General features: G+C 64.9%; 20 protein-coding genes. 16 read left to right on the top strand and 4 right to left on the bottom strand.

Annotated elements, in window-relative coordinates:
• Positions 1–4 precede the first annotated feature (4 nt).
• Positions 5–346 (bottom strand): flagellar hook-basal body complex protein FliE, encoded by a 342-nt coding sequence (locus tag KY496_RS24775; protein WP_219862882.1) that lies wholly within the window; start codon positions 344–346, stop codon positions 5–7.
• A 332-nt stretch (positions 347–678) separates the two neighbouring features.
• On the opposite strand from KY496_RS24775, the gene KY496_RS24780 reads away from it, so the two are divergent.
• The 7 genes from KY496_RS24780 to KY496_RS24810 are packed head-to-tail and all read left to right on the top strand — an operon-like array spanning position 679 to position 7,064.
• Positions 679–1,614, top strand: coding sequence for a FliM/FliN family flagellar motor switch protein (locus tag KY496_RS24780; protein ID WP_184235022.1), 936 nt, complete (start codon positions 679–681; stop codon positions 1,612–1,614).
• Positions 1,614–1,970, top strand: a complete 357-nt coding sequence (locus tag KY496_RS24785; RefSeq protein WP_370662473.1) for a FliM/FliN family flagellar motor switch protein — start codon at positions 1,614–1,616, stop codon at positions 1,968–1,970. The genes KY496_RS24780 and KY496_RS24785 overlap by 1 nt, the downstream gene beginning before the upstream one ends.
• The gene (gene fliP / locus KY496_RS24790; protein WP_083415088.1) at positions 1,967–2,743 is read left to right on the top strand and encodes a flagellar type III secretion system pore protein FliP; all 777 of its coding nucleotides are present in this window, start codon (positions 1,967–1,969) and stop codon (positions 2,741–2,743) included. The genes KY496_RS24785 and fliP overlap by 4 nt, the downstream gene beginning before the upstream one ends.
• 31 nt (positions 2,744–2,774) lie before the next feature.
• Positions 2,775–3,044 (top strand): flagellar biosynthesis protein FliQ, encoded by a 270-nt coding sequence (gene fliQ, locus KY496_RS24795; protein WP_005668624.1) that lies wholly within the window; start codon positions 2,775–2,777, stop codon positions 3,042–3,044.
• Positions 3,045–3,836 carry a flagellar biosynthetic protein FliR gene (fliR, locus tag KY496_RS24800; protein WP_219862884.1) on the top strand — a complete coding sequence of 264 codons (792 nt, stop codon included), beginning with the start codon at positions 3,045–3,047 and terminating at the stop codon, positions 3,834–3,836.
• Positions 3,826–4,965 (top strand): flagellar type III secretion system protein FlhB, encoded by a 1,140-nt coding sequence (gene flhB / locus KY496_RS24805; protein WP_005668627.1) that lies wholly within the window; start codon positions 3,826–3,828, stop codon positions 4,963–4,965. The genes fliR and flhB overlap by 11 nt, the downstream gene beginning before the upstream one ends.
• Entirely contained in the window at positions 4,962–7,064 is a 2,103-nt protein-coding gene (locus tag KY496_RS24810) for a flagellar biosynthesis protein FlhA (protein ID WP_005668628.1), read from the top strand. Before flhB ends, KY496_RS24810 begins: the two co-directional genes overlap by 4 nt.
• On the opposite strand, the gene KY496_RS24815 is transcribed toward KY496_RS24810, so the two are convergent.
• The gene (locus KY496_RS24815) at positions 7,061–7,924 is read right to left on the bottom strand and encodes a hypothetical protein (protein ID WP_219862886.1); all 864 of its coding nucleotides are present in this window, start codon (positions 7,922–7,924) and stop codon (positions 7,061–7,063) included. The genes KY496_RS24810 and KY496_RS24815 overlap by 4 nt on opposite strands.
• Before the next feature lie 85 nt (positions 7,925–8,009).
• A complete protein-coding gene (locus tag KY496_RS27510) occupies positions 8,010–9,182 on the bottom strand; it encodes a flagellin (RefSeq protein WP_370660073.1) in 1,173 nt (390 codons plus the stop codon).
• A 184-nt stretch (positions 9,183–9,366) separates the two neighbouring features.
• On the opposite strand from KY496_RS27510, the gene KY496_RS24825 reads away from it, so the two are divergent.
• From KY496_RS24825 to KY496_RS24865, 9 genes are all read left to right on the top strand, one after another.
• Positions 9,367–10,464 (top strand): NAD(P)/FAD-dependent oxidoreductase, encoded by a 1,098-nt coding sequence (locus tag KY496_RS24825; RefSeq protein ID WP_219862888.1) that lies wholly within the window; start codon positions 9,367–9,369, stop codon positions 10,462–10,464.
• Between the two features lie 203 nt (positions 10,465–10,667).
• Positions 10,668–11,450 (top strand): alpha/beta fold hydrolase, encoded by a 783-nt coding sequence (locus tag KY496_RS24830; RefSeq protein ID WP_219862889.1) that lies wholly within the window; start codon positions 10,668–10,670, stop codon positions 11,448–11,450.
• Positions 11,451–11,486: 36 nt separating this feature from the next.
• A complete protein-coding gene (locus tag KY496_RS24835) occupies positions 11,487–11,630 on the top strand; it encodes a hypothetical protein (RefSeq protein ID WP_219862891.1) in 144 nt (47 codons plus the stop codon).
• An 89-nt stretch (positions 11,631–11,719) separates the two neighbouring features.
• Positions 11,720–12,151 (top strand): DUF2231 domain-containing protein, encoded by a 432-nt coding sequence (locus KY496_RS24840; protein WP_219862893.1) that lies wholly within the window; start codon positions 11,720–11,722, stop codon positions 12,149–12,151.
• Positions 12,148–13,443, top strand: a complete 1,296-nt coding sequence (locus KY496_RS24845) for a sorbosone dehydrogenase family protein (protein WP_219862894.1) — start codon at positions 12,148–12,150, stop codon at positions 13,441–13,443. Before KY496_RS24840 ends, KY496_RS24845 begins: the two co-directional genes overlap by 4 nt.
• Before the next feature lie 267 nt (positions 13,444–13,710).
• On the top strand, positions 13,711–14,670 hold the full coding sequence (dusA, locus tag KY496_RS24850) for a tRNA dihydrouridine(20/20a) synthase DusA (protein ID WP_229520551.1): 960 nt from the start codon (positions 13,711–13,713) through the stop codon (positions 14,668–14,670).
• A 354-nt stretch (positions 14,671–15,024) separates the two neighbouring features.
• The gene (locus tag KY496_RS24855) at positions 15,025–16,794 is read left to right on the top strand and encodes a methyl-accepting chemotaxis protein (RefSeq protein WP_005668655.1); all 1,770 of its coding nucleotides are present in this window, start codon (positions 15,025–15,027) and stop codon (positions 16,792–16,794) included.
• Between the two features lie 94 nt (positions 16,795–16,888).
• A complete protein-coding gene (locus KY496_RS24860; RefSeq protein ID WP_137175129.1) occupies positions 16,889–17,233 on the top strand; it encodes an energy transducer TonB in 345 nt (114 codons plus the stop codon).
• 214 nt (positions 17,234–17,447) lie between these two features.
• Positions 17,448–17,858: a YXWGXW repeat-containing protein gene (locus tag KY496_RS24865; protein WP_219862897.1), complete on the top strand. Its 411-nt coding sequence runs from the start codon at positions 17,448–17,450 to the stop codon at positions 17,856–17,858.
• 10 nt (positions 17,859–17,868) lie between these two features.
• On the opposite strand, the gene KY496_RS24870 is transcribed toward KY496_RS24865, so the two are convergent.
• Positions 17,869–19,437: a sensor domain-containing diguanylate cyclase gene (locus KY496_RS24870; protein ID WP_229520360.1), complete on the bottom strand. Its 1,569-nt coding sequence runs from the start codon at positions 19,435–19,437 to the stop codon at positions 17,869–17,871.
• Positions 19,438–19,478 lie beyond the last annotated feature (41 nt).

The following is a 19,478-nucleotide window of genomic DNA, read 5'->3' on the forward strand; positions in this document are numbered from 1 at the left end:
ATGGTTAGACCGGGAGCTTGATCAGCTCGTCGACGGCCGTCATGACCTTGTTGCGTACTTGCATCAGCATCGAGAACGACAGGCTGGCTTGCTGGCTGGCCAGCATCGCGCCGACCAGGTCGTCGCTCTTGCCGGACTCGACTGCGGCCACGCGCGCGCCGGCCGCCTGGTCCTGGGCGTCGACGTTGGCGATGACCTGCTTCATCACCTGGGTGAAGGAAAAGGCGTTGCCGGATTCGGCGCCGGGGTTGGCGAAGGAAGTGGCGGGGGCGATCGCCAGGCGATTCGCGTCGTTGGTCAGTTGCGCCAGGTCGGCCCGGATCAGGCCGGCAAGTTCAGTTGCCATCGTGGTTCCCATGTAAAAACGTTGTTGTTTGCGAGCGACAAAAAGTTGCGGATTTTCGGCTTTTGCTGGCCCGGTCAGTCGTGAAATTCTTAAACATCGGTCAACGAACGAACGTTTGTTTTTTCCGTTTGTCTTCTGTCCTTTCCCTTCGTCTCTCCTCTGGGAAACCGGGAAAGTGGGGCGAGTTGTTGCGATGCGACAGCACGATATTACCGTACGGCAAGTTGGAAATCAAAGAAGAATGTCAAAGCTTCTGTATAAAACTTCCCTGTATAATTGTTGCCGTGGAGAATGAAAAGCTGTCATCGAAACGTAATTTTTAGTCAACAAACATGTCGATAAATCAACCAGATCGTGCGCGCGATTTCCAGGTGCTCGACCCCTGCCTGCTGGGGCGGCCGGTGCATCTGCTGCCGGCCTTCGCGGCGCGCCTGGCCGAGGCGCTCGGCGCCGCGATGGCTTCTCCGGGTGGGCGCCGCTACTGGGGCGCCTTCCGTCTCGAAAGCCTCGCCTTCGAGCGCGCTCCCGACGACCGCGCGCTGCGCTGGCTGGGCGTGAACGGTCCCTACGGCCTGGCTGCCGTCGCTTTCGAACGCAGCCTGCTGCTGGACCTGCTCGAAGGCCGCTATGCGCGCCGCACGCAGGGGCCGCTGCAGGGACCGAATATTGCACCGCAGCGCGATCCCGGCCTCGAGCGCGTGACCGCCACCGAGGAGCGCCTGGCCGCGACCCTGGCCCAACAGGTGACGCGGCTGCTCGACGAGCAGGTGGCGCAAGGACTGGCCGCGGCAGGGACTGCCGCGCCGGCGCCGGCGCCGCAGCTGGCCAAGGGCGGCGCCTCGATCGTGCCGGCCGGCGCGCCGGGCAAGTCCGGCTGGGTGATCCGCGCCGTGCTGCGCGCCCAGTACGGCCGGCGCGACACCGACGACCCCAGCCTGGCGGCGCCGGAAGGGCGCTTGTGGATCAGCCTCGATCACGGCCTGATGGCCCACGTGCTGCAGGGCCTGATGGCCGACCGCAACGGCATGCGCGGCGCGGTGCGCATGGCGCGCGAGCCGCTGGCATCGCACCTCCGGGTGAAGCTCGAAGGCCGCCTGGTGAGCAAGGAAGTGACCCTCGCCACGCTGTTCGGCCTGAAGGTCGGCGACGTGATCCCGGTCTCGGTCGGCCGCGCGGACGTGTTGCTCGACGATTCCCGCCTGTTCACGGCCGCGGTGGCCGAGCACAAGGGCAAGCTGTGTTTAACCTCATTTGAAGACGCCGAATAATGGACATGAATCTCAACGAGCAACTGGCTGGCGACGTGATCATCGATGATCTGGACGCCGTCGACGGTGCGACCGCCACGGCCGGCCGCCAGGCCGGACGCCAGCTGCCGCAGATGATGCGGCGCATCCCGGTGACCCTGACCCTCGAGGTCGGGTCGGCCCGCGTCTCGCTGCAGGAACTGATGGATATCCAGCCATCGTCGGTGCTGCCGCTCGATTCGCTGGCCGGCGAGCCGCTGGTGATCAAGGTCAACGGCACCCCGATCGGGCGCGCCGAGGTGGTGGTCGCGGGCGAGCAGTATGGCCTGAAGGTGATCGACCTGGACGGCCTGAACCTGGACATGCTCGCGCCATGATGCGTGTCACCCGCAGCGCGCCGCCGGGCGCGCTGCTGCTCGGCGCGCTGCTGGGCGGCCTGCTGCTGTCGTCCCCGGCGCTGGCCCAGAACCAGGACCTGCTGGCCGGCGTCATCCCGGGCGCCGATGCGACCAGCTCCGGCATGAGCGTCAAGTCGCAGATCCTGGTCATCATGACCCTGCTCGGGCTGCTGCCCGTGATGATCATGATGATGACCTGCTTCACCCGCTTCGTGATCGTGCTGTCGCTGCTGCGCCAGGCCCTCGGCCTGCAGCAGGGCCTGCCCACCCGGATCATCACCGGCATCGCCCTGATCCTGACCATCCTGGTGATGCGTCCGATCGGCGAGCAGGTATGGAAAGAGGCGTTCCTGCCCTACGACCAGGACAAGATCGGCCTGGAGCAGGCGCTGCGGATCGCCGAAGTGCCGGTGTCGCGCTTCATGCTGGCCCAGACCAGCAAGGCCTCGCTGGCGCAGGTCGCGCGCCTGGCCGGTGAACCCGACTATGCGCAGCCGCAGCAGCACAGCTTCCCGGTCAAGCTGGCCGCCTTCGTGCTGTCCGAACTGAAGACCGCGTTCCAGATCGGCGCCATGCTGTTCATTCCCTTCCTGATCATCGACCTGGTGGTGGCGTCGGTGCTGATGGCGATGGGCATGATGATGCTGTCGCCGCTGGTGATCTCGCTGCCGTTCAAGCTGCTGCTGTTCGTGCTGGTCGACGGCTGGACGCTGACGGTGAGCACCCTGGTGGGCAGCATCCACGGCTACTAGCCGGCCATTCCTGTACGAGAGAGCGACGAACATGAGTCCCGATATCGCCGTCGACCTGGTGGTCGAGGCCCTGCAGATCGTGATGCTGCTGGTGATGGTGCTGGTCATCCCGGGCCTGGTCATGGGCCTGGTGGTGGCGCTGTTCCAGGCCGCGACCCAGATCAACGAACAGACCCTGAGCTTCCTGCCGCGCCTGCTGGTGACCCTGCTGGCGGTGATCCTGGCCGGCCACTGGATGACGACCCGGCTGATGGATTACTGCGTCTCGGTGTTCCAGCGCGCGGCGACCCTGGTGGGTTGAATGGGCATCGAGCTGTTCGGCTTCCTGCTGCCGCTGATCGGCGCCCTGTGGTGGCCGTTCTGCCGCATCATGGCCATGATGGTCACCGCGCCGGTGATGGGCGACGGCGCCATCCCGGTGCCGGTGCGCGCGCTGCTGGCGATCGTGCTGTCGTTCCTGATGCTGCCGCTGACCACGCGCGCCGGCATGGCCGCGCCCGATCCGTTCTCGCTCGCCGGCGTAGTCGCCATGTTCGAGCAGGCCGTGATCGGCGGCGTGCTGGGCCTGGCCCTGCAGTTCGCGATGGCGGCCGTCACCATGCTGGGCTTCCTGGCCTCGAGCCAGATCGGCTTTTCGATGGCGCAGATGAACGACCCGGTCAACGGCCAAGTGTCGGACGTGATCTCGGGCCTGATGTCGCTGGTGGCGATGCTGGTGTTCTTCGCCATCGACGGCCACCTGGTGCTGGTCGCGGTGCTGGGCCAGAGCTTCCATGCGTGGCCGGTCGGCTCGGGCGTGCCGCCGATGCTGCTGGAGGCGGTGGCGCTGAATGTCGGCTGGGTGTTCGCCGCCGCCGTGCTGCTGGCATTGCCGATCGTGTTCTCGACCATCGTGGTGCAGATGGGCTTTGGTTTCCTGAACCGGGTCGCGCCCAGCCTGAACCTGTTTTCGCTGGGCTTCGCGCTGGTCACGATCTTCGGCCTGTTGATGTTGATCCAACTGGTGCGCTTCATTCCCGAGCACTACGTGTCGATGACCAACCAGGTGCTCGAGATGCTGACCGAACAGATGAGGATGGCCCGTGGCGGATAACAACAGCGGTGGCGACAAGACCGAAAAGCCCTCGGCGCAAAAGCTCAGGAAAGCGCGCCAGGAGGGCCAGGTGGTGCGCTCGCGCGACCTGGCGACGGCGGTCGGCATCCTGATCAGCCTGAAGCTGTTCTCCTTGATGGCGCCCGGCTACCTGGAAGACATGCGCCACCTGTTCCGCCTGGTGTTCGTGCCCATGGGCGCGGCCGGCGACATGGAGAACGCGCTGTCGACCGTGTTCGGCGCCGGCGTGATGCTGCTGGTGCAGATGGTGCTGCCGCTGTTCTCGATCCCGCTGGCGATCGTGGTGGCCGGCGTGATCCCGGGCGGCTTCGTCGCCAGCGGCAAGAACCTGCAGCCCAAATTCAGCCGCTTCAGCCCCATCACCAACCTGGGCAACCTGTTCTCGCAAAAGCACTGGGTGGGTTTTTTCACCTCGCTCGGCAAGGCCGTCATGCTGGGCGTGGTGCTGTGGATGGTGTCGCGCGCCGGCATGAAGGCGTACGTCGAACTGCAGCGCATGCCGCTGCCTGATGCCATCGCCGCCGGCAGCGGCCTGGCCTTCGACGCCCTGATGGCGATGGTGGCGGTGTTCGTGGTGTTCGCCCTGGTCGACGTGCCGGTGCAGCACTTCCTGTTCATGCGCAACCAGCGCATGAGCAAGCAGGAGATCAAGGAAGAACACAAGAGCAACGAGGGCCGCCCCGAAGTCAAGCAGCGCATCCGCCAGCTGCAGCAGCAGCTGGCCCGGCGCAGCGTGCGCAGCACGGTGCCGACCGCCGACGTCGTGATCGTCAACCCGGAACACTATGCGGTGGCGCTCAAGTACGACACCGCGCGCGCCGAGGCGCCGTTCGTGGTGGCCAAGGGCGTGGACGAGATGGCGCTGTACATCCGCCGCGTGGCGAAAGAGAACAACGTCGAGACCCTGACCCTGCCGCCGCTGGCGCGCGCCATCTACAACACCAGCCAGGTGCAGCAGCAGATTCCGGCCCAGCTGTACCAGGCGGTGTCGCAGGTGCTGAACTACGTTTTACAACTGAATGCGTTCCGCACGGGCCGGCGCCAGGCGCCCCCGCGGTTCCCCCACGAGATGGACGTCCCATCTCATCTGAGCGAGAAACAAGCATGAACTTCACGAATACCATCAATGCCTTCGTCGGCGAGCTGAGACGGCACAAGTTCGCCGCGCCGGTATTCCTGATCGCGCTGCTGGGCATGATCATGCTGCCGCTGCCGCCGATCCTGCTCGACGTGTTGTTCACCTTCAACATCGTGCTGTCGCTGATCGTGATCCTGGTAGCGGTGACGGCCAAGCGTCCGCTCGACTTCTCGGTGTTCCCGACCGTGATCCTGGGCGCCACGCTGATGCGCCTGGCGCTGAGCGTCGCTTCCACCCGCGTGGTGCTGCTGCACGGCCACGAGGGCACGCATGCCGCCGGCCAGGTGATCGAAGCCTTCGGCAACGTCGTCATCGGCGGCAACTTCGTGGTCGGCCTGGTGATCTTCATCATCCTGATGATCGTCAACTTCATCGTCGTGACCAAGGGCGCGGAGCGGATCTCGGAAGTCTCGGCCCGCTTCACGCTCGATGCGCTGCCGGGCAAGCAGATGGCGATCGACGCCGACCTGAACGCGGGCCTGATCAACCAGGAACAGGCCACCACGCGGCGCAAGGATGTCGCGGCCGAAGCCGACTTCTACGGCGCCATGGATGGCGCCTCGAAGTTCGTGCGCGGCGACGCGATCGCATCGATCCTGATCCTGATCATCAACCTGGTGGGCGGCGTCGCGATCGGCGCCCTGATGTACGACCTGGCCCTGGGCGACGCCTTCCGCGTGTACGCGCTGCTGACCATCGGCGACGGCCTGGTGGCCCAGATCCCGGCCCTGATGCTGTCGGCCGCGGCCGCGATCCTGGTGACCCGCATCGGCGAATCGGGCGACCTCGAGCAGCAGGTCGGCAACCAGGTGCTGGCCCAGCCGGGCGTGCTGTACTCGGCGGCCGGCGTCATGCTGTTGATGGCGGTGGTGCCCGGCATGCCATGGCTGTTCTTCGCGCTGGCGGCGGCGGTGCTGGCCTTCGCCGGCTGGAAGGTTGGCGGCCGGATCAAGGCGCCGGACGTATCCGGCGTGGCCAAAATCGAGGCCGCGCTGCGGGATGAGCGCGCGCCCGATCTCGACTGGCAGGCCCTGCCGGTGGTGCAGCCGGTGACGGTGGCGGTCGGCTACAAGCTGGTCGGGATGGTCGACCGCGCCCAGGGCGAACCGCTGGTCAAGCGCATCAAGGGCGTGCGCCAGAGCCTGTCGGAACAGATGGGCATGTTGCTGCCGGCGATCGCGGTGCGCGACGACCTGGCGCTGCGCCCGACCCAGTATTCGATCAGCCTGTCCGGCACCGTGGTGGCCGAGGCCGAGGTGATGCCCGAGCACCTGCTGGCGATCCCGTCGCCGAACGTGTACGGCGAACTCGACGGCATCCCCGGCATCGAGCCGGCCTACGGCATGGCCATCACCTGGATCACACCCGACCAGAAGGCGCATGCGCTGGGCCTGGGTTACCAGGTGGTCGAGGTGCCGAGCGCCATCGCGACCCACGTCTCGAAGGTGGTGCGCGAATACCTGCACGAGCTGTTCCGCCACGAAGACGTGCCGGCGATCCTGGAGCGCCTCACCGCCCTGTCGCCCAAGCTGGCCGCGGCGCTGGAAAAGGCGCTGACCCACACCCAGCTGCTGCGCGTGTTCCGCGTGCTGCTGGCCGAGGGCGTGTCGCTGAAGGACATCGTGGTGATCGCCACCACCCTGCTCGACAGCTCGGAGACCACCAAGGATCCGATCCTGCTGGCGGCCGAGGTGCGCTGCGCGCTGCGGCGCCAGATCGTCTCGACCCTGTTCGGCAAAAAGAAGGAGATGCCGGCCTTTAACCTGTCGGCCGAACTGGAAAACATGCTGCTCGGTTCCCTGAACCAGGCGCGCCAGAACGGCGGCGGCAAGGTAGTGCTGGATAATTACCCGATCGATCCGCAACTGCTGTCTCAGCTGCAGATCAATATGCCGGTGGCGCGCGAGCAGATGAAGCAGCAGCACACGCCGCCGCTGCTGCTGGTGCTGCCGCAGGTGCGCCCGCTGCTGGCGCGCTATGCGCGCCTGTTCGCGCCGGGGCTGCACGTGCTGTCGTATAACGAGATTCCCGAGAACCGCGACGTGTCGATCGTGGGGACGGTGGGCTAAACCTCAGCGCGCGCTTCCGGCGCCGGCTGCGCCGGAAGCAGCAGCGCCAGTTCGGCCACCGTCCTGAACACCGCGGGCGTGAGCGCCTGCGCCGCCGCCTCGGCGTTGGCGATCATGGCGTGGCTGGCCCCGGCCGGCAGGCGGTCGCGGTACTGCCAGCGCAATACCTTCACCCCGGCCTTTTCCAATACCGTTTCCAGTTCCGGCTGCAGCCAGCGCAGCCGCGTCAACGCACGGCTGTCAGGGGCGCAGATCTCGATGGCGACGCCCTGCGGCAGCGGCTCGACCTGGATCACCACCGCCGAACCGTCGGCCAGTTCCAGTTCCAGGCGCAGCGCGGCGCGCGGCCGGCGCCGGCGGCCGGGCGGCTTGTCCGCGTCCTCGGACACGACGTCAAGGTGCTGCGGCGCGGCGCCGCCGGCATGCACGGTGAAGCGCCAGGCGTCCTGGTGGGCGGCCAGCAGCTCGGCCTGGCGCAGCACCTGGCCCTGCTGGGCCGCCATCAGCTGCGCCGGCGACAGCTGGCCGGCGCTGGCCGCCAGCGCCTGGCTGGTCAGCTGGCTGCCGTGGTTGCGGACCTGGGCGCGCCAGGCGCGCGCCAGGCTGGCCCCATCCTGCTGCGGATAGGCGAGCTGGCGCGCCATCAGCACCTGATCGGGACGCATGGCGGCGCCGTCGGCGCCGGCCTCGGGTGCTGTCTGTGCGGAAGCGGCGCCGCCGCCCGCCAAGGGCTGGGAAAAGGGCAGCGCCGGCGCATCGCCGCCGGCCAGCAGCGCGGCGGGAACGACGGCGGTCACGGCGCCGACCTGCAGCGGCGTCGCAGGCGGCGGAGGAAGGGCAGGGAAGGTGATGCTGGCCATGAGGGACCCCGGTCAAAAAGAAAAAGGCCAACCGCAAGGCTGGCCTTTGTAGCTCAACCCGGAGTGAGGTCCGGGTATGCGGCCATTACTGCAGCAGCGACATGACCATCGACGACAGGCTGTTCGACTGCTTCAGCATCGCGGTGCCGGCTTGCAGCAGCATCTGGTTCGAAGTCATGTTGGCGCTTTCGGTGGCGAAGTCGACGTCCATGATGCGGCCAGCAGCGGCTTGAGTGTTGCTGCTGATGTTTGCCAGGTTGCTCGAGACGTGTTCCAAACGGTTCGATGCCGCGCCCAGGGTCGAACGGACTTCGCCGACTGCATCGATTGCGGTTTGCAGCGCGTCGATCGTATTCGATGCATCAGCAGTCAGCTCGGTGCCAGTCACGCCGGCCGAGGTGCCAAACGAAGTATAGTTTTTGCTGGTAGCGCTGAGCGAGGTATGCAGGGCAGTAACGACGTTAGTCAAATCGACAGTCATTTTTTCGGCGGTGGAGGCGCCAATTTGGAAATTCATTTCGCCAACCATTGCGCCGTCATCACCGCTGGCACCGGCAGCGATTGCAGTATTGAACTTAGTTGCCGCGTCGACAGCCGTTTGCTTCTCTGCAACAATTTTCTGCTGTGTTTTCAGCGCGACATCTGCATTCTGGTAAGCAGCCAACAGCGTTCCCAGATTTGTATCATCAGTGCGATTGTCGTATGCATCCTTAGCGTTGTTGAAAGTCAGCAGCAGTCCAGGATCCGTACCATCACCGATCTTATCGCTTTCCGTCGTGAGTTCTGCGGTCGCGCTTTCCAAAGCCAAGGCGGCAGCGTCGATATCACCCGCAGTTGCGGCGGTGGACAGCAGTTTAGTACCGCCGAAAGTAGTGTTCCCGACGATATTGGTCAGCTCTTTCGCCAGCGCGTCGTATTCCGACTGCATGGCGGTCTTGTCCTTGGCAGTCGATGATGCATCGGCAGCCTGGGTTGCCAGATCCTTCATGCGCACCAGGATGTTGCTGGTTTCAGCCAGCGCGCCTTCAGCGGTTTGCATCATCGAGATGCCGTTCTGGGTGTTGCGCATGGCCATGGCCATCCCGCTGGTCTGTGCTTTCAGACGGGTAGCGATCTGGAGGCCGGCGGCGTCGTCCATTGCCGAGTTGATGCGGTAGCCGGTCGACAGGCGGGTCATCGAGGTCGACAGCGAGCTCTGATTGCGCGAAATCGCGTTCTGTGCGGACAGCGCAGCGTTGTTGGTGTGAAGGCTCAGCATGGGAAGCTCCTAGTATGTGAATTCGGGTGAATCGTCTGGTTTCGAGTGCGTCACTCGCTCTCACAGGTACAAGGCGACATGTTTCGCTCAGTCATTAAGTTCCATGTGGAAATATTTTTCTTGCCCTTGACCTCAAGTGAGCTTGAGGATTTATAAAGGCAGTATTTACTACCCAGGAGAGAACATGAACAAACCAGCCGAGCTACCCATTCTCGACCGTCCCGAGTTTCGGACTTCCAGCGGCGCCATCGAAGCCGACGCCGTGATCATCGGCGCCGGCCCGGTCGGCCTGTTCCAGGTCTTCGAACTGGGCCTGCTCGATATCCGGGCCCACGTGATCGATTCGCTCGGCGCCGTGGGCGGCCAGTGCATGGAACTGTACCCGGACAAGCCGATCCACGACATTCCGGCGGCGCCCGTGCTCACCGGGCGCGAACTGACCGACAACCTGCTGCGCCAGATCGCGCCGTTCGCGCCGACCTTCCATCTGGGGCAGGAAGTCACGCTGCTGCAGCGGCGCGCCGACCGCCGGTTCGACCTCGAGACCTCGCTCGGCACGCGCTTCATCGCCAGGACGGTCATCATCGCGGCCGGCGTCGGCGCCTTCCAGCCGCGCAAGCTGAAAGTGACCGGCATCGACCGCTTCGAGGGAAGCCAGCTGTTCTACCGGATCAAGCACCCCGAGCGCTTCCACGGCCGGCAACTGGTGATCTGCGGGGGCGGGGATGCGGCGCTGGACTGGGCGCTGGAATTCGCGGGCAAGGCCGCATCGGTGGTGCTGGTGCACCGCCGCGACGGTTTCCGCGCCGCCCCGGCCTCGATCGCGAAGATGAAGCAGCTGTGCGAGGCGCAGGAGATGCAGTTCATCTCCGGCCAGGTCACGGGCTTCGACGTGCAGGGCGGCCGGCTGTCCGAAGTGAAGGTGGCCGGGGGCGACGGCGTCACCCGGCGCGTGCCGGTCGACGTCCTGATGGTGTTCTTCGGCCTGCTGCCGATGCTGGGACCGATCGTGGACTGGGGGCTGGACATGGAGATGCGCCAGTTGCGGGTGCGCGACACCGCGACGTTCGAGACCAGCGAACCGGGCATCTATGCCGTCGGCGACATCAATACCTATCCCGGCAAGAAGAAACTGATCCTGTCGGGCTTTCACGAGGCGGCGCTGGCGGCCTTCGGCGCGGCGGCCCATGTCTTCCCCGACAAAAAGACGCACATGTTGTATACGACGACGTCGCCGAAGATCCACAAATTGCTGGGCGTGGAGACGCCGGTCTTCGACTGAGCGAAAAGAAAAGCGTCGGTCGGTGCATCCAGTGCGGCCGTGGCGCCGTATGTCGGCACACCACGCCGGAATGACACGCGCGATGGGTGGCGCGGGATGATCTTCTGGAACATCGGTCGCCTCGGTCGATCGACCGATACCGCGACGATGTGGCCATTCCTATACTGGCTTCACTCACCCAACGACACCTCAAGGAGAACACCATGACCGTCCAACGCCACCTGCGCACCCTCGCCATCGCCGCCGCTCTCGCCGCCACCGGCTTGCAGGCCCACGCCGCCGACGCAGCCGCCAGCGCCAAGCCCTCCGTCGTGATCGTGCACGGCGCCTTCGCCGACGGCTCGGACTGGGCCAGGGTCATCCCGCTGCTGCAGGCCAAGGGCGTGAAGGTCACCGCGGTGCAGAACCCGCTGACCTCGCTGGCCGACGACGTCGCCGCCGCCAGGCGCGCGATCGAGACCCAGCCGGGCAAGGTGGTGCTGGTCGGACACTCCTGGGGCGGCACCGTGATCACCGAGGCCGGCCAGCACGACAAGGTGGGCAGCCTGGTGTACGTGGCGGCGTTCGCGCCGGACGCCGGCAAGTCCACCGCCGAGACCGGCGAAGGCTACCCGGCCGCCCCCGGCAGCAAGCGTTTCGTGGCCGATAAAGACGGCTTCCTGAGCCTGCCGGAAGCGGCGATGCGCGAAGACTTCGCCCAGGACGTGCCGGCCGCGCAAGCCGCCGTGATGACCGCGACCCAGGGGCCGATCCAGGCCAAGGCGTTCAGCGACAAGGTGAGCAACGCCGCCTGGGCGGGCAAGCCGTCGTGGTTCATCGTCAGCGCCCGCGACCGCATGATCGATCCCGGCCTGCAGCGCGCGATGGCGAAAAAAATCGGCGCCAGGGTCACGGACCTGCCGGCCAGCCACGTGCCGCAGCAGTCGCGTCCGGCGGAAGTCGCGAAAGTGATCCTGGATGCCGTGGCCGCCACGGGCGCAAACTGAGCGCCAACCGAGCGCCAACCGAGCGGGCAAGACTGGATGAACGGGACGTCGGGCCGGCCTTCGCCGGCCAGACGCGACGCCTGGTCGACCAGGGCCCGCATCCTGGACTGGTGCTGGCTGCGCATCGAGAGCGGGCTGATACCCGGCATCGGCTTCATCCTCGCCGTCGCGGCGTTTTAATGGAAATTGAACGCTGGCTCAACCATGCGCCAGGACATCGATTGACTCGATATGATTTGAATAACACAATTACTATCAAGGACAATCCAATGTCGACTGTCGTTACAGCGAACCCGGCATACCGCAGCGCGCCGGGCACGCTTCATACCATCCTGCTCGCGGGCAGCGTCTCGCTCTTCCTCGGCGCATTGCTGAGCGATCTCGCCTACTACAACACTTACCAGATCCAGTGGAGCAATTTTGCGTCCTGGCTGATCGCCGGCGCCGAGCTGTTCAGCGGGCTGGCCCTGGTGTTTGCGCTGGTCAACCTGATCCGCGCGCCGCACAAGAAGGGCCATGTATTGACTTATTTCCTGCTGCTGCTGGCCACCTGGGCGCTGGGGCTGTTCAACGCCTTCCAGCACGCCAAGGATGCCTGGGCCGTCATGCCGGCCGGCCTGGTGTTGTCCGTCATCGTCTTCGTCCTGGCCTGCCTGGCGGCCTGGGTCGGCCTGAATCCACGCGTGGGAGGTGCGCCATGAAGCGATCGAGCCCACTGGTCATGCTGGGCGTGACCCTGCTGCTGGCCGCATGCACCGAAGGCGAGGGCGCCAAGACGCTGTCGCGCGGCGCCGACCCGACGCTGCCGGAGCCGCAACGCGGCATCTTGCCAAGCATGAAGATCGCCGAACCGTCGCCATGGGGCGACCAGAAGCCGACCGTGCCGGAAGGCTTCAGCGTCACGGCCATCGCGACCGATCTGCAGATCCCGCGCCAGACGCTGGTCTTGCCGAACGGAGACATCCTGGTGGCCGAAGGCCGCGGCGGCAATGCGGCCAAGCTCAAGCCGAAAGACGTGATCGCCGGCTACATCAAGGCCAAGGGCAATACCCAGGTCAAGAGCGGCAACCGCCTGACCCTGCTGCGCGACGCCGACGGCGACGGCCAGTACGAGCTCAAGACCGTGTTCGCGGACAAGCTGAACGCTCCATACGGCCTGGCGTTTGCCAACAACAAGATTTACGTGGCCAACCAGGACGAGCTGGTGAGCTTTGACTACCAGGAAGGCCAGACGGAGGCCGGCGGCGCGCCGACCACGATCACCAAGCTGCCTTCCGCGATCAACCACCACTGGACCAAGGCAATGACCGTCAGCCCTGACGGGCGTTATCTCTATGTCGGCATCGGCTCGAACAGCAATATCACCGAGCGCGGCATGGAAGCCGAGGTCGATCGCGCCATGGTGTGGCAGATCGACGCCACTGCCGGCACCTATAAACCGTATGCGACGGGCCTGCGCAATCCGACGGCGCTGGCGATCAACCCGGAAACCGGGCAGCTGTGGTCGGTGGTCAACGAACGCGACGAGCTGGGACCGGACCTGGTGCCGGATTACCTGACCTCGGTGCGTGAAGGCGGCTTCTATGGCTGGCCCTACGCCTACTGGGGCCAGAACGCCGATCCGCGCGTCAAGCCGGGTGACCCGGAAAAGGTCAAGGCCACCATCAAGCCGGATTACAGCCTCGGCTCGCACGTCGCCGCACTGGGTCTGCATTTCTCGTCGCCGGTGATGGGCGAGAAATTCGCCAACGGCGCCTTCGTCGGCGAGCATGGCAGCTGGAACCGCAATCCGCCGGTGGGCTACAAGGTGATCTTCATACCGTTCGCCAACGGCCGTCCGGCCGGCGAACCGATCGACTTCGTCACCGGCTTCCGTACCGAGGAAGGCAAGACGCGCGGCCGGCCGGTGGGCGTGACTGTCGACCCTAAGGGCGCCCTGATCGTGGCGGACGACCTGGCCAATACCGTGTGGCGGGTGACGCGCAACCGTTGATGCGGTAGTGAATCGAGAACGGCGGCCTTGCTCCGGCAATGCCGCCATTTTTTATGCGCCCGCATGGTCCGCTAGCAAAGGTGTTCGCAAAACTGTTCGGCACCAAGTGTGCGGTCCGGGCAGCTTTGGCTTATCATTGCGGGTTCCCGACAGTATCCGTCGTCTTTTTACCGGCGACCACCCCCTCTCAGCATGAGCACCACCCCGACCATTCCAGGCATCGCCCCAGCCTCCGTCCTGCCATCGCGCCGCCTGTCGGTCGCTCCCATGATGGACTGGACCGACCGCCATTGCCGCGTCTTCCACCGCCAGATCACCCGCCACACCTGGCTGTACACCGAGATGGTCACCACCGGCGCCCTGGTCTATGGCGACGTCGAGCGCCACCTGCGCTATGACGACGTCGAGCACCCGGTCGCCCTGCAGCTGGGCGGCAGCGATCCGCTTGATCTGGCCAAAAGCGCGAAGCTGGGCGAGCAATGGGGCTATGACGAGATCAACCTCAATTGCGGCTGCCCGTCCGAGCGGGTGCAGAAGGGCGCGTTCGGCGCCTGCCTGATGAACGAGCCGCAATTGGTGGCCGATTGCGTGAAGGCGATGCGCGACGCGGTCTCGATCGACGTGACGGTGAAGCACCGCATCGGCATCGATTACGACGAGGAATACGGCTTCGTGCGCGATTTCGTCGGCACCATCGCCGATGCCGGCTGCAAGACCTTCATCGTGCACGCCCGCAATGCCGTCCTGAAAGGGCTGTCGCCCAAGGAAAACCGCGAGATCCCGCCGCTGCGCTACGCGGTCGCCTACCAGCTCAAGCGGGAATTCCCTGACCTCGAGATCCTGATCAACGGCGGCATCAAGAGCGACGACGAGATCGCGCTGCACCTGGAACACGTCGATGGCGTGATGCTGGGCCGCGAGGCCTATCACAATCCCTGGACCATGGCCGACTGGGACCGCCGCTTCTATGGTGACGCCGGCGCCGGTCGCCCGCGTTCGCGGGTCGAGGTGCTGGAGGCGATGATCCCGTATATCGAGGAGCAGCTGCGCCTGTACGGCCCGCTGGGCCTGAAGCTCAACAGCATCACGCGCCACATGCTGGGCCTGATGCAGGGCTTACCGGGCGCCCGTTCTTTCCGCCAGACCCTGTCCGACTCGAAGAAGCTGGCGCTGGGCGATCCGCGCCTGCTCCTTGAAGCTGCCGCCAGGATGCCGGCTGCGGCCTGAAATAATCTATCCAAAAGTAACAAAAAGGCGTGCTGAGGCACGCCTTTTTTTATTTCCTGTCGACAAATCGATACATTTGATTGTCGAAATGACCACGCAAGTTTCAAAATTGCTTGCTGTGTGGAAATAGCCGTTCCATAATGCAGACCTGTTCCAATGTTGCACTGTATCAATCCTGTTGTTGTGCCGAAACAATTCGGTCGAGCAAGAGATTTTCTGACTAGCGACATGAAATCTTGATTTATCCTGTCGGAAACACCTGAAATCGTGAAGAAACAATGATTTCAGACGCGCTTCGCACGGCGCTTGTCTCTCCGAGCGAGTTTCGATCAATAAGTTACAGGGAAAACACGAATGAATTTGAACAACATGAAGGTCGGTACCCGTCTGGCCCTCGGTTTCGCACTGATCCTGGTGCTGCTGGTGGCTGTTGCTGTAGTGGGTATCTTGCGCATGGCGCAGATCCAGGATCGCCTTGACCACGTGGTCAGCGTGAGCAATGTGTCGACCGGCCTCGTGATCGAGATGCGCAACAACGTCAATGACCGCCTGCAGTCGCTGCGCGTCCTGACCCTGATGGCCGATCCGGCCGACATGGAACCGGAGATCGCCAAGTTCAAGGAACAGACCGCGCAGTACAACGAAACCCAGCGCAAGCTGACTGCCCTGTTCGCATCGAATGGCAACGACCAGGAAAAGGCGCTGCTGGCCCAGATCAAGGAACACGAAACCGCCGCCATGCCGGCGATCGCCCGCGCCACCGAACTTTATCTGGCCGCTAACGCCATGGACGCCACCCGCGTGATGGTGCGCGAAGTGCGCCCGGTGCAGCGCAAGTGGACCGACGCCCTGAACGCGCTGGCCGCCCAGGAAGAAAAACAGAACGCGCAGACCAAGGCCGATGCCGAAGCGGCGTTCGACAATGCCCGTAACTTCATGCTGGTCCTGCTGGCCCTGGCCGTGGTGCTGGGCGTGGCCGCCGCCGTCGTGATCACCCGCAGCCTGCTCAAGCAGCTCGGTGGCGAGCCTGGCTACACCGCCAAGATCGCCGGCAGCATCGCCCACGGCGACCTGTCGATCGCCATCGACACCAAGGAGTCGGACCGCGGCAGCCTGCTGGTCGAAATGAAAGAAATGCGCAACAGCCTGGTCGACATCGTGGCCCAGGTGCGCCGCGGCACCGAAACCATCGGCACCGCCTCGCGTGAAATCGCCGCCGGCAATATCGACCTGTCCTCGCGTACCGAACTGCAGGCCAGCTCGCTGGAAAAGACCGCATCGGCCATGGAACAGCTGACCTCGACCGTCAAGCAGAACGCCGACAACGCCCGTGAAGCCAATGCCCTGGCTGCCGCCGCGTCGGACGTGGCCCGCAAGGGCGGCGACGTGGTGTCGCAAGTGGTCGGCACCATGGGCGAGATCAATGGCTCGGCCAGCAAGATCGCCGACATCATCGGCGTGATCGACGGCATCGCCTTCCAGACCAACATCCTGGCGCTGAACGCCGCGGTCGAAGCGGCCCGCGCCGGCGAACAGGGTCGTGGCTTCGCGGTCGTCGCTTCCGAAGTGCGTAACCTGGCCCAGCGTTCGGCTGCGGCGGCGAAAGAAATCAAGACCCTGATCGACGATTCGGTGTCGAAGGTCGAGCGCGGCAGCAAGCTGGTCGGCCAGGCCGGCGTGACGATGGATGAAGTGGTGTCGAGCGTCAAGCGCGTGACCGACATCATGAGCGAGATCGCCAACGCCAGCGCCGAACAGAGCGCCGGCATCGCCCAGGTCAACACCTCGATCATCGAGATGGATGGCATGACCCAGCAAAATGCCGCGCTGGTGGAAGAAGCCGCCGCGGCCGCCCAGAGCCTGCAAGACCAGGCCGGCGAACTGGCCCGCGTGGTCAGCATCTTCAAGCTGGAAGAGGGTGAACAGTTCCAATTCGAGGCGCAGGCGCCAGTCGCGACCACCACCGCGGTGGTGGTCCGTCCGGCCGCCAAGCGTCCCGTACCGCCGGCGCCGAAAAAGCCGGTCGCCGCCAGCGCCGCGGTGAATCCGGACGAGGCGGAAGTCGCGCCGAAGCCGAAAAAGGCAGCTGCCACCGTCGGCAACGACGAGTGGGAAGAATTCTAAGCATTCATTACCAAGCAAACCTGCGCCGGCCAGTCGGGCGGCGCGCAGCACGCATCACGACATTTAACTCTTAAAAACCTTATTTGGGGAAATCATGAAAAACCTGTCCGCCAAGCTGTTCGTTGCACTGACCCTGACCGGCGCCGCCAGCGCCAGCTTCGCCGCCGAAACCCCGGCATCGTTCGATCCGAAGAAGTGCGCCATCGAATATCCGAAGGCGTCGCTGATGAACGAAGAGCAGGGCACGACCTCGGCATCGTTCCTGGTCAATGCGGACGGCACCGTGGCGGAATCGAAGATCGACAAGTCGAGCGGCTTCAAGAACCTGGACCGCGCACTGGTCAAGGGCTTGACCTCGTGCAAGTTCAAGCCGGGCACCAAGGATGGCGCACCGGCCCAGACCTGGACCAAGGTCGACTACGCCTTCAAGCTCGACTAAACCCTTCCCCCTTTACACAGCCGGCTTCCACAGCCGGCTGTGTTTTTGCGGCGCCTGTTTTTGCGCACCACCGCTTTCTCGCCCTCCCGCCTTTTTCCTTTCGCTGTTACAAATTTGTAGCGGCATGTATCGACTGTAAAGACTTCCTTCAGTTCATCTTTTTGGCGTTCCGTCTCGCTATAGTGATCTCACACCAACCGAAACGGAGAGCACCATGAAAACCATTCTCGCCACCGCCGCCGCCATCCTGATCGGCAGCGCAGCATTCGCACCAGTGCAGGCCCAGGCCGCTCATCCGCGGGCCGAGGTGATCGTCATCAAGAAGGCGCCGCCGGCGCCCCGCCGCGAAGCCGTGCCGGCCGCGCGCCGCGGCTTCGAATGGGTGTCGGGTTACTGGGACTGGAACGGCCGCCGTCACGAATGGGTCGCCGGCCACTGGGAAAAAGTACGTCCGGGCTATGCCTACCAGCGCGCGCAATGGCGCCAGGACCGTAATGGCTGGCATCTCGAGCGCGGCGGCTGGCACCAGTCGCGCCAGGTAGCGGTCCATCGTGACCGTGACCGCGATCGCGACGGCGTCCCCAACCGCCACGACGCCCGCCCGAACAATCCTAACCGCTATTGATGGCAGGCGCTCAGGGTGCGGCGAGATCGCCGCCGCACACCTGGTTGCGGCCCGACTGCTTGGCCCGATAGAGCAGGGCGTCGGCCCGCTCCACCAGAGCGGTGGCGCTGTCGGTCGCCATGCCGCCACCGGCGCCGCTGGTATACACGCCCACGCTGATGGTCACCACGCCAGGGCCATTGCCGACATGCGCAATCCCGAGCGCCATCACTTCCTGGCGGATGCGTTCGGCCACCATCCTGGCGCCGGCCGGATCGGTATCCGGCAGTAGCGCCACGAATTCTTCCCCGCCGTAGCGCGCGACAAGGTCGGCCGGCCGCACCAGGCAACCTTCCAGCGCTTGCGCCACCTGGCGCAGGCAGGCGTCGCCCGCCACATGGCCATAGGTGTCGTTGTAGCGCTTGAAGTAATCGACGTCGAGCATCAGCAGCGACAGCGGCACGCCGCTTCGGGCCGCGCGCGCGAACTCCACGTCCAGCGCTTGCTCGAAGCGGCGCCGGTTGGCGATGCCGGTCAGGCTGTCGTGGTCGGCCAGGACGGTCAGCGCGCGGTTATGTTCCTGCAGCAGTTCGCGCGCCTGCACCAGCTCGTGCTCGAGGTGGTCGCGGATGACAATCTGGCGCACCAGGCGCCGGCCGAAATAGAGCAGGAATGCAATGGCGACCAGGGTGATGACGGCCTGGCCGAGCATCGACTTCAGCCATTTTTCCAGGATGTCGTGCTTGCTCTGCGCGGTGGCGACGATCAGCGGATACGTTTCCAGGTGGCGGTAGCTGTACAGCCTTTCGATGCCGTCGATCTTCGATCGCAGCATCGCGGTGCCGGCCGGGCCGGAACTCTGGAACAGCCGGTGCACCGGGCCACTGCTGGTATCGGTGCCGATCAGCATGTCGCTGTGTGGGAGGCGATACACCATGGTGCCGTCGTCCAGGGTCAGCATGATCACGCCGTTGCTGCCCACGTCGAAGGTCTTGTAGAGAGTGGAGAAGTAGGCGATGCGGATCGTGCCGAGCGCGACGCCGCCGAAGGTGCCGTCCGGATTATTGAGGCGGCGCGACACGGGCAGCACCCACTCGTCGTTGGAGCGGCTGCGTACCGGCTTGCCCACGTGGATGAAGCGGTCGGGATTGTTCAGGTGGTACTGGAAATACTCGCGGTCGTCGACCGTGTACAACGGGATGCGGTCCTGCGAGGTCATCAGCCAATGGCCATCGGGGCCGAACACGAACAAGCCATGCAGCTCCTCGACCTGGGCCACCATATTCTTCAGGTGCAACTGCAGGCGTGGGCGCCCCGCACCTGTCATGCCATCGTTCTCGATCCGCTCGACGACGCCGGCCAGCACGGTATCGACCACCCGCACCGCGCTCTCGGCCTGGGCCGCCAGCGCGTGCGACATATTCGTGGTGGCGACGGCCACTTCCGCCAGCCGCTCCTTGCGCGCGCGCCAGCCGTCCCAGACCTGTATGGTCAGCAACAACAGCCATAGGGCGGCAACGAACAGCACGGCGTTGCGCACTGCCGGGCGTTTTTCGGCGGTCAGGCGGGAGATCTCGGGGGCGGTACGCTTGTCTGGCATAAATCGGGGAGCCGCCAGGGCTCCATGCCCGCAATCCGGCA

It is taken from the genome of Massilia sp. NP310, assembly GCF_019443485.1.
In the GTDB taxonomy this organism is placed as follows: Bacteria; Pseudomonadota; Gammaproteobacteria; order Burkholderiales; family Burkholderiaceae_D; genus Telluria; species Telluria timonae.

Coding starts and splice junctions, on each gene's coding strand:
- KY496_RS24775 (WP_219862882.1), bottom strand. CDS start 346: ATGGCAACTGAACTTGCCGGCCTGATCCGGGCCGACCTGGCGCAACTG.
- KY496_RS24780 (WP_184235022.1), top strand. CDS start 679: ATGTCGATAAATCAACCAGATCGTGCGCGCGATTTCCAGGTGCTCGAC.
- KY496_RS24785 (WP_370662473.1), top strand. CDS start 1,614: ATGGACATGAATCTCAACGAGCAACTGGCTGGCGACGTGATCATCGAT.
- fliP (WP_083415088.1), top strand. CDS start 1,967: ATGATGCGTGTCACCCGCAGCGCGCCGCCGGGCGCGCTGCTGCTCGGC.
- fliQ (WP_005668624.1), top strand. CDS start 2,775: ATGAGTCCCGATATCGCCGTCGACCTGGTGGTCGAGGCCCTGCAGATC.
- fliR (WP_219862884.1), top strand. CDS start 3,045: ATGGGCATCGAGCTGTTCGGCTTCCTGCTGCCGCTGATCGGCGCCCTG.
- KY496_RS24810 (WP_005668628.1), top strand. CDS start 4,962: ATGAACTTCACGAATACCATCAATGCCTTCGTCGGCGAGCTGAGACGG.
- KY496_RS24815 (WP_219862886.1), bottom strand. CDS start 7,924: ATGGCCAGCATCACCTTCCCTGCCCTTCCTCCGCCGCCTGCGACGCCG.
- KY496_RS27510 (WP_370660073.1), bottom strand. CDS start 9,182: ATGCTGAGCCTTCACACCAACAACGCTGCGCTGTCCGCACAGAACGCG.
- KY496_RS24825 (WP_219862888.1), top strand. CDS start 9,367: ATGAACAAACCAGCCGAGCTACCCATTCTCGACCGTCCCGAGTTTCGG.
- KY496_RS24830 (WP_219862889.1), top strand. CDS start 10,668: ATGACCGTCCAACGCCACCTGCGCACCCTCGCCATCGCCGCCGCTCTC.
- KY496_RS24835 (WP_219862891.1), top strand. CDS start 11,487: ATGAACGGGACGTCGGGCCGGCCTTCGCCGGCCAGACGCGACGCCTGG.
- KY496_RS24840 (WP_219862893.1), top strand. CDS start 11,720: ATGTCGACTGTCGTTACAGCGAACCCGGCATACCGCAGCGCGCCGGGC.
- KY496_RS24845 (WP_219862894.1), top strand. CDS start 12,148: ATGAAGCGATCGAGCCCACTGGTCATGCTGGGCGTGACCCTGCTGCTG.
- dusA (WP_229520551.1), top strand. CDS start 13,711: ATGATGGACTGGACCGACCGCCATTGCCGCGTCTTCCACCGCCAGATC.
- KY496_RS24855 (WP_005668655.1), top strand. CDS start 15,025: ATGAATTTGAACAACATGAAGGTCGGTACCCGTCTGGCCCTCGGTTTC.
- KY496_RS24860 (WP_137175129.1), top strand. CDS start 16,889: ATGAAAAACCTGTCCGCCAAGCTGTTCGTTGCACTGACCCTGACCGGC.
- KY496_RS24865 (WP_219862897.1), top strand. CDS start 17,448: ATGAAAACCATTCTCGCCACCGCCGCCGCCATCCTGATCGGCAGCGCA.
- KY496_RS24870 (WP_229520360.1), bottom strand. CDS start 19,437: ATGCCAGACAAGCGTACCGCCCCCGAGATCTCCCGCCTGACCGCCGAA.